This is a genomic window from Delftia sp. CH05 (genome assembly GCF_009827015.1).
Lineage (GTDB): Bacteria > Pseudomonadota > Gammaproteobacteria > Burkholderiales > Burkholderiaceae_C > Comamonas > Comamonas tsuruhatensis.
Genome location: NZ_WUMG01000083.1, coordinates 1 through 7,417, shown reverse-complemented (window position 1 = coordinate 7,417; position 7,417 = coordinate 1). Strand labels below are relative to the sequence as shown.

Here is a 7,417-nt window from a genome sequence, read left to right as displayed (position 1 = left end):
GTTCCAGTCGCGTAGGCGGCGCCAGCAAGTCATGCCGCTGCCGTACCCAAGGGATTGGGGAAGGTCTTCCCACGGAATGCCTGTTTGCAACACAAACAGGATGCCGTTGAGGGCGGCTTCATCGCTGACTGCGAGCTTGCGCGCACCGCCTTTGGCGGAAGGTACGAAGGCAGGGATGAGGGGTTGTAGCTGTCGCCACAGTTCTTTGCTTACAGGTCGTCGTGCCATGAGGGCAGCGAGCATAACTGCTCTGCGGGGGCCTGTGACGAAGTGGTGTTAGCCACTCTAAGGATTAAGGCGCATCGATATCTGAAACTACATTGTCGTGGATGGGTAGGTACTGAATTCTTTCATCCAGCCATTATCTCCAAACAACTCACCAGCAAGACCGTCACTTAGCTGAGCTATGCTTTCACTATCGTTGAATTTAATATCGATCATCCCTTGATCAGTCATTCTGAGTACTCTGAAGATGGCAGAGTCGACAGCCAGGATCGCAAGATATTTGAAATCATCTTTTTGATCTTGCGAAAGAGAAAGATAGAAATCTCTAGATCTGAGGGACTCAGGCGTGTTGAGATTTCCGTGTATCAAATCAAAAACTCTGTCGATGGCGGAGTCTCTTGTCTCTGTAATGAAAGTCTTCCCAAATTCTCTTAAGATATCTTGTCTAGTCATTGGAGGATTTAAATAGTGTTTGAAGTGAAAATCAGTGAAATGAAAGAATATGCTTCATTACTGGTTTTGGTGAATTTTTTGATGATTGATGTATTTGATGAAAAATTTTTCAGCTAATCATGATTCGTATCAAGCTGGCTGGATGGGATTGAGGTTTCGGAGAGCTGAATTTTGCAGAAGGTCCTTATTTCTTAGTAATAACTGGCTCATGCCAAATATCCTCGTAACCCTCGTCGTCAATGATAAATCTATAACCTGGTGCAAGAGCCAAGTACGGCATTAGTGCGGGCCATACATCTGGGACGTGGCCAATGTGTATTGGCTGAAAAAAAATCAGGATCTTCAGAATAATCTCCTGCCCAAATATATCAGCCAGCAGTCCCATTTTCAGGATTGGCTCTCATTCCTGTTATGGGTTGTTTTCCTCTTGTTTGCAATGCTATACCAATTTGTAAACTCTCATCCGGATAAGACTCTGGAGATCCAGCTAGGATACATTTTTCTTTCTGAAGAGACTTGAGATTGCTATGGTTGTTCATATTTTTCAGCCATACATTTAGAGAATGCAGATGCTTGTCCGTCTTGAGTTTTAGAGCATGAGGGATAGTGTGACTGAACTGAAAAAACTTAAGTTCCAACTCGATAGTGCTCCACAACAAGTGGATCAATATGGTCGGCTACCATTTTTGCTTCAATGCGGCCACAAACTACACAAGGTTGTCTTTGTACAGCGGCTGTCTGTTGTGTCGTTGGACCATAAGGGCCTAGTCTTTGATATTCCCCAATTCCTTGCTTTGGCTCAAAGGTGCTTTATCTGGATTTCCATAGTCCGCTGTAATTGTCGTGTCGCCTTTCGAGTCCGTAGTGGCGCCTGCAAGGCCGAGTTGATCAAGCCCACGATGACCAGTGGCACAAAATTTCCCGGCTCATGGGTTGCCCTGGAAGGGGAGACTGGCGAAGATACGGCCGGCGGGGGGCGTATATCCGGCAGTGTTATGGAATTTTTAGGTCATAGAGATAAACTGCTTGGGCATCGGACTTAGGATTTCTTCTTACGCAAAAGGTTGCCACAGCGTCACTTTCTTCGCCGTTGCTCCACAGAAATACATCGATGGCGTATTTATCATTAGGATCTTTGGGAAGGTCAAATACGTATGATTTCTGCAATGCATCGTCGGGTGGTATTGTAATTAATTTTCCGCGAAAGATGTCATGAGAACGCTCAATATATTCCTGTGGCGATGCATCACCTAGCAGGTTTTTTGTATGCAATACGTCATAATTTTTATTAGCCATTTCTTTTATTATTGACTTTATATTGGAAATGATTCTAGGATTATTTTTCAAGTATGATTCATTCATTTCATCTCCTGTTTGCTACAGTTTGCATGGGTGTTGTTGATGTAACCCCAAGGTTGTTGAAATAAGGATCGACATGCATTAGGAATAAACATTTTGATTCCTCTTCTGTCAATCCAGCCTTTCTAATTGCTTTGTATCCTATTCTTCTTTCAGCAGCGTATGTTCCACCCCCTGCCTCACGTTGAATTTGCGTTGCAATATAGTGTTCAGATCCAATTTTTGTAGAAGGTCCACCTAACTGTATGGCTGGTGCTCCTGTATAACTATATTTCGGTATGGTTTTAGCAGCTGCATCTTGGATAATGTGATGACCATCTTTGGCTGTATTTGATTTTGCACCGTAGTCTCTTCCATTCGCTTTCATGTTATCCAATATTTTCTTGCAAGTGCAGGGACAGGGTTTAAACGGTGCCAAGCCATATGGATCAATCCATCCGGTTGTATTGTTCGAATTCAAGAATAGGTTTATTCCACCTTCTAAACCAATAGGATCCTGACTAACAAACCTCCCCACCACCGGATCGTAATACCTGAACCGGTTGTAATGCAGCCCCGTCTCCTCATCAAACTGCTGTCCCTGGAAGCGGAAGGGTTGCTCAATGGGCGGCGGTGGAGGTGGTGCAACAGGCTTTGAGCCCCAAGCCCGTGCGCTGACGGGTCGATCATCGGTGCCGGTTCGCAACACGCTGCGCATGACCGCCTCACCCCAGACCTTGTAGTCCGCCGCCCAGGCCACCTGGCCTTGCTCGTCGGTCAGCTCCAGCGGGGCACCGATCTGGTCGCATTGGTACCAGTAGGTGCTGTGTTCCTCGCCCGCTCCCTGGATGGTGGCCAGCGGCACAAAGATCCCCGGCTCGTAGATATAGAGCGCCTGCCTTGCACCGCGTTGGCTGTGCACCATGAGGTCGCCATCCCACAGGTAGTGGGTGCTGCCGAAGGCATCGCTTTTGGCGACACGCCGGCCCAGGGGGGCGTAGCGGGAGTCTTGGCGGCCGCGGAGGGTGTCGGCTCGGGCGGAGTTCTGGTGATTTAAAAAATAGTTTTATATTATTCTCTCATTTTTGAATAATTATATTTTGGAGTGTGCTATGAATTATTAGAAGTTGCATTTTCTAGAAAATGCATTCGCGGATAATTTTGCAAAATTAGAATTTTTCTTTTCTAAGAAAAATAAATATCTTTCCCAAAGATTTATCACCTACTACAAATCGTATTGTGGGCGTGATATCTCATAGGCTATCGCTAAAAATACATTTCATTCTATGAATTTCTATAAATAAGATATTTATTGGTAAAATAAAGTTTAGAAATACTTAATCAGATATAATGATCTTTAAAATATCTCATTATATATTAATGATGCGTCATTGTAAATTAATTTTTATTCCAAACAATTGCAAATCCACCTTCTTTTGCCAGAGTGGTTATATTGGTTAGTTCATTGTTTTTGTAGTTAAATTGATATTCCACCTCATTATCCCATCCAGACGCATAGGCCAATTCTCTGATGGGGATACCATCTTTCAATTCTATTGAATTTATTGAGTAATTTTTTCCTCTGCCGACTGTTATATTTAATATCGTGTCATCGTTTTTTTTTGAAATATGACCATATCCATTTAAACGAGGAAGATTTTTTCCAGGGGGATTTATTGAAAAATCAATGTGATATACGTTACTTAGTTCGGAAAATAGATTTTCATCATATATACTTATAGAGACGAAGTTACATTGATTCTCTCGCGGCGATCTGATGATTTTCAATTGACCATTGCTGAATCCGCTTGCAAAATATCCTTTCTCACTTGCCTCTTCAGGTGATTCATATTTTTTGTTCAAAGATCTTGGCGTCCTGAATCCATCCATTTCACTGCGATATGGAATGGGGTTGTATAAATCACCCTTTGAGTATTTCCACTCATTGACTATTGGTAGGTTTTTAATTTCTGCATTTTTTAGAATTCTGGCGGCTGTGTCTTGGTAATTATTTAGCAAAATCTCTAGCCGTTGCTTAATTTCTGGATTATCTATCAACATATTTATTCCTTCATGAGCAGCAGCAAGCAAAAGTTGCCTTCCAACTTCCGCTCTCTAATCGTCTTCCAATATCCTCTAGGGCCGCTTCAACGTTGCCACCACGCTTCTCCACGCCTTTCAATATTTGGTATATAAGTTTATCATTCATATCACTATGTACATGAGATCCGGCGTGATAAGTGCCGGCTCCAATGCTTGCAATCTGGCCTGGATGATTTGCCATTGCAATTTGAGATGGTCTCGTTCCCCATAATCTTGCGCCATTAGCCGCATCGTCAATTCCAATGTTGTTCCTGGCTAATATTGCGCGCGAGTTCTTTACATGTTCATTTTTATTGCATTTTTCTTGAACAATATGATGTGGACTTTGGTCAGGTAGAGCAGGACGCCCGGCTTTTCTAAGGCTTCTCCCAAGTTTTACAGAACTTAGGCCAAGAATGTCTGCCCATATCGTAGGGGTGGAAGCATATATATATAAATTGATTCCTCCTATTAATCCAATCGGATCCTGACTAACAAACCGCCCAACCACCGGATCGTAATACCGAAACCGGTTGTAATGCAGCCCCGTCTCTTCATCAAACTGCTGCCCCTGAAATCGGAAGGGTTGCTCAATGGGCGGTGGTGGAGGCGGTGCAACGGGCTTGGAGCCCCAAGCCCGCGCGCTGATCGGCCGATCATCGGTCCCGGTCCGCAACACGGTGCGCATGACCGCCTCACCCCAGACCTTGTAGTCCGCCGCCCAGGCTACCTGGCCTTGTTCGTCGGTCAGCTCCAGCGGCGCGCCGATCTGGTCGCATTGGTACCAGTAGGTGCTGTGTTCCTCGCCCGCTCCCTGGATGGTGGCCAGCGGCACAAAGCTTCCCGGCTCGTAGATGTAAAGCGCCTGCCTTGCGCCCCGTTGGCTGTGCACCATGAGGTCACCATCCCACAGGTAGTGGGTGCTGCCGAAGGCATCGCTTTTGGCGACACGCCGGCCCAGGGGGTCGTAGGCATAGCGCGTGGCCTGGGTGACGCCATGGCGCGTGGTGTTCGATTCGATGAGCTGGTGGTCTGCGTTCCAGGTCAGGTCCAGCACTTCCTGGGTGCCGGCCTTCTGGTTGCCCCGGGTGCGGCGGATGACGTTGCCGTGGACGTCGTATTCAAAGTGCAGGTCCTGGTAGAAGCGCAGGCGGTTGTCGCCGACGGCGCCCAGGGTGGTGCCCACGGGTTGGCCGTCCAGAGCTGTTGAGGTGTCCAGCAGGCTGCCTACGATCTGCCCTCGACGGGCAGGCCGGCAAAGTATGAGTACAAGAGCAGATCAGAGGTGCAATATCTCAGTATCGACCAGTGTCGTCTTTCTCTCTTTCTCCAACTAGATATTCTAAAAATCTTTCTAAGTTAAAGAACATTTTATAGTCTGCACCGAAGTATCTCCAAACTTGCGGTTCAATATTTCCTTCAACCCACACCAAATAAGCCTCCTCTGGCTCGTAAGGATTCAGAGCAAAAAGTGTGCAGTGGCTAGCTGAGATACTTTCTGGAGGAGTTTCCGACCAATTTTCTTTTCTTAAACTTATCCACTCTTTTGCTATATCATTATTGTATATGTCAGATATTTCTTTAAGACTTAACCAGTCTTGATCAAGGTTGGCATTTTTCCATCTACTTGCATATTCGAACCTTAATTTCAGCATTGGAGACAGTTTTCTAAAGCTGTAATCAAGCATCATGATTTCGTGTATATCATCCTCTTTTTCGCTAATCTCCTGATCGCCATGCTCAGGATCATTGGCATTTCTCAAGAATAACTTTTCCATTAGAGAAGTTGTGTTGTGCATTAGCAGCCTCCTAAATTGTCAACAAGCTTCACGCTATCGTATGTATAACCTACAGGTATTTTGGATACAATGCCTCCTACATATGAATTTGTCTCTTTCATTTGAGCCATCCAATCAAGAGGAATGGCCGGGCCACCTGCTGCTGCATCTGGAACATGTCCAGCAACCGTATTTCCAGGACATTGACAGCGCATCCTTTTTTTCCAATTTCTAGACTCTCTTTCCTCTTGTTCTGTCAGTATTCTACGTGTCATAGATCCACCGTTTGCATTAATCTGCTTGTTCCAGCGATCTGTGAACTCTTGTAGTTCTTTGGCTGCCGGAGAATTGGCTGGAAATTTATTCTTTATGCATAGGGTTTTGCCGGCGGTCTTGAATGCTACTGGCTCTAGGCCTAGAGGATCTGCAAAAACTACGGGATTCGTTCCATAACGATAAAAATTAACACCGCCCGCTAGCTTAATAGGATCTTGCGAAACATATACTCCAACCACAGGATCGTAATACCTAAACCGGTTGTAATGCAGCCCCGTCTCCTCATCAAACTGCTGCCCCTGTAACCGGAAGGGTTGCTCAATGGGCGGCGGTGAAGGTGGTGCAACAGGCTTTGAGCCCCAAGCCCGTGCGCTGACGGGCCGATCATCGGTGCCGGTTCGCAACACGCTGCGCATGACCGCCTCACCCCAGACCTTGTAGTCCGCTGCCCAGGCTACCTGGCCTTGTTCGTCGGTCAGCTCCAGTGGCGCGCCGATCTGGTCGCACTGGTACCAGTAGGTGCTGTGTTCCTCGCCCGCTCCCTGGATGGTGGCCAGCGGTACAAAGCTGCCTGGCTCGTAGATGTACAGAGCCTGCCTTGCACCGCGTTGGCTGTGCACCATGAGGTCGCCATCCCACAGGTAGTGGGTGCTGCCAAATGCATCACTCTTGGAGACACGCCGGCCCAGGGGGTCGTAGGCGTAGCGCGTGGCCTGGGTGACGCCATGGCGCGTGGTGTTCGATTCGATGAGCTGGTGGTCTGCGTTCCAGGTCAGGTCCAGCACTTCCTGGGTGCCGGCCTTCTGGTTGCCCCGGGTGCGCTTTGTGACGTTGCCGTGCACGTCGTATTCAAAGTGCAGGTCCTGGTAGAAGCGCAGGCGGTTGTCGCCCACCACGCCAAGAGTGGTGTCCACGGGCTGGCCGTCTTTGCCGGGTAGGGAGTCCAGCAGGTTGCCTGCGGGGTCGAAGGCAAACAGTTCGCGGGCCAGCGGGCTGCCTTGTGCGGGCAGGCTGGCTAGGATGCGGCCCGTGGGGTCGTAGCGGAAGTCCTGGCGGCCGCGCAGGGAGTCGGCACGGGCGATGAGCTGGCCTGCGGCGTCGTAGGCGTAGCCACGCTCCAGCGTTGCGTTGGAGTTGCCGGGCCGGATCACGTGGCCGCTGCCTTGCAGCGCTGCGCGGTGGCGCAGCAGGCGCCCGGCCGGATCCCAGTCGTAGCGGCTGGACAGTGCGCCCTGGCTGCGGCGCACTTCGCGGTGTTCGCGGTG

At 48.2% G+C, this 7,417-nt stretch carries 10 protein-coding genes; all 10 read right to left on the bottom strand.

The genetic code is table 11. The features are described 5' to 3' along the window. On the bottom strand, positions 1–228 hold a 228-nt coding region (locus tag GRX31_RS29895; protein WP_160856181.1), incomplete at its 3' end, for a transposase. Positions 229–315: 87 nt separating this feature from the next. Further along, positions 316–678 carry a hypothetical protein gene (locus GRX31_RS29890; RefSeq protein WP_160856179.1) on the bottom strand — a complete coding sequence of 121 codons (363 nt, stop codon included), beginning with the start codon at positions 676–678 and terminating at the stop codon, positions 316–318. 184 nt (positions 679–862) lie between these two features. Then, on the bottom strand, positions 863–1,063 hold the full coding sequence (locus GRX31_RS31220) for an immunity protein Imm33 domain-containing protein (protein ID WP_442874101.1): 201 nt from the start codon (positions 1,061–1,063) through the stop codon (positions 863–865). Next, positions 1,047–1,316: a hypothetical protein gene (locus GRX31_RS29885; RefSeq protein WP_160856177.1), complete on the bottom strand. Its 270-nt coding sequence runs from the start codon at positions 1,314–1,316 to the stop codon at positions 1,047–1,049. Before GRX31_RS29885 ends, GRX31_RS31220 begins: the two co-directional genes overlap by 17 nt. Positions 1,317–1,671: 355 nt before the next feature. Next, positions 1,672–2,040: a DUF7668 domain-containing protein gene (locus tag GRX31_RS29880; protein WP_158528289.1), complete on the bottom strand. Its 369-nt coding sequence runs from the start codon at positions 2,038–2,040 to the stop codon at positions 1,672–1,674. A gap of 1 nt (position 2,041) precedes the next feature. Further along, positions 2,042–2,941 carry an RHS repeat-associated core domain-containing protein gene (locus tag GRX31_RS29875; protein ID WP_160856175.1) on the bottom strand — a complete coding sequence of 300 codons (900 nt, stop codon included), beginning with the start codon at positions 2,939–2,941 and terminating at the stop codon, positions 2,042–2,044. A 473-nt stretch (positions 2,942–3,414) separates the two neighbouring features. Then, on the bottom strand, positions 3,415–4,107 hold the full coding sequence (locus GRX31_RS29870; protein WP_160856173.1) for a hypothetical protein: 693 nt from the start codon (positions 4,105–4,107) through the stop codon (positions 3,415–3,417). Beyond that, entirely contained in the window at positions 4,088–5,284 is a 1,197-nt protein-coding gene (locus GRX31_RS30720) for an RHS repeat-associated core domain-containing protein (RefSeq protein ID WP_202396771.1), read from the bottom strand. Before GRX31_RS30720 ends, GRX31_RS29870 begins: the two co-directional genes overlap by 20 nt. A 109-nt stretch (positions 5,285–5,393) precedes the next feature. Next, the gene (locus tag GRX31_RS29860) at positions 5,394–5,897 is read right to left on the bottom strand and encodes a hypothetical protein (protein ID WP_160856171.1); all 504 of its coding nucleotides are present in this window, start codon (positions 5,895–5,897) and stop codon (positions 5,394–5,396) included. Then, positions 5,897–7,417, bottom strand: a 1,521-nt coding sequence (locus GRX31_RS29855) for an RHS repeat-associated core domain-containing protein (RefSeq protein WP_202396770.1), incomplete at its 5' end; no start/stop codon positions are given. The genes GRX31_RS29860 and GRX31_RS29855, both read right to left, overlap by 1 nt.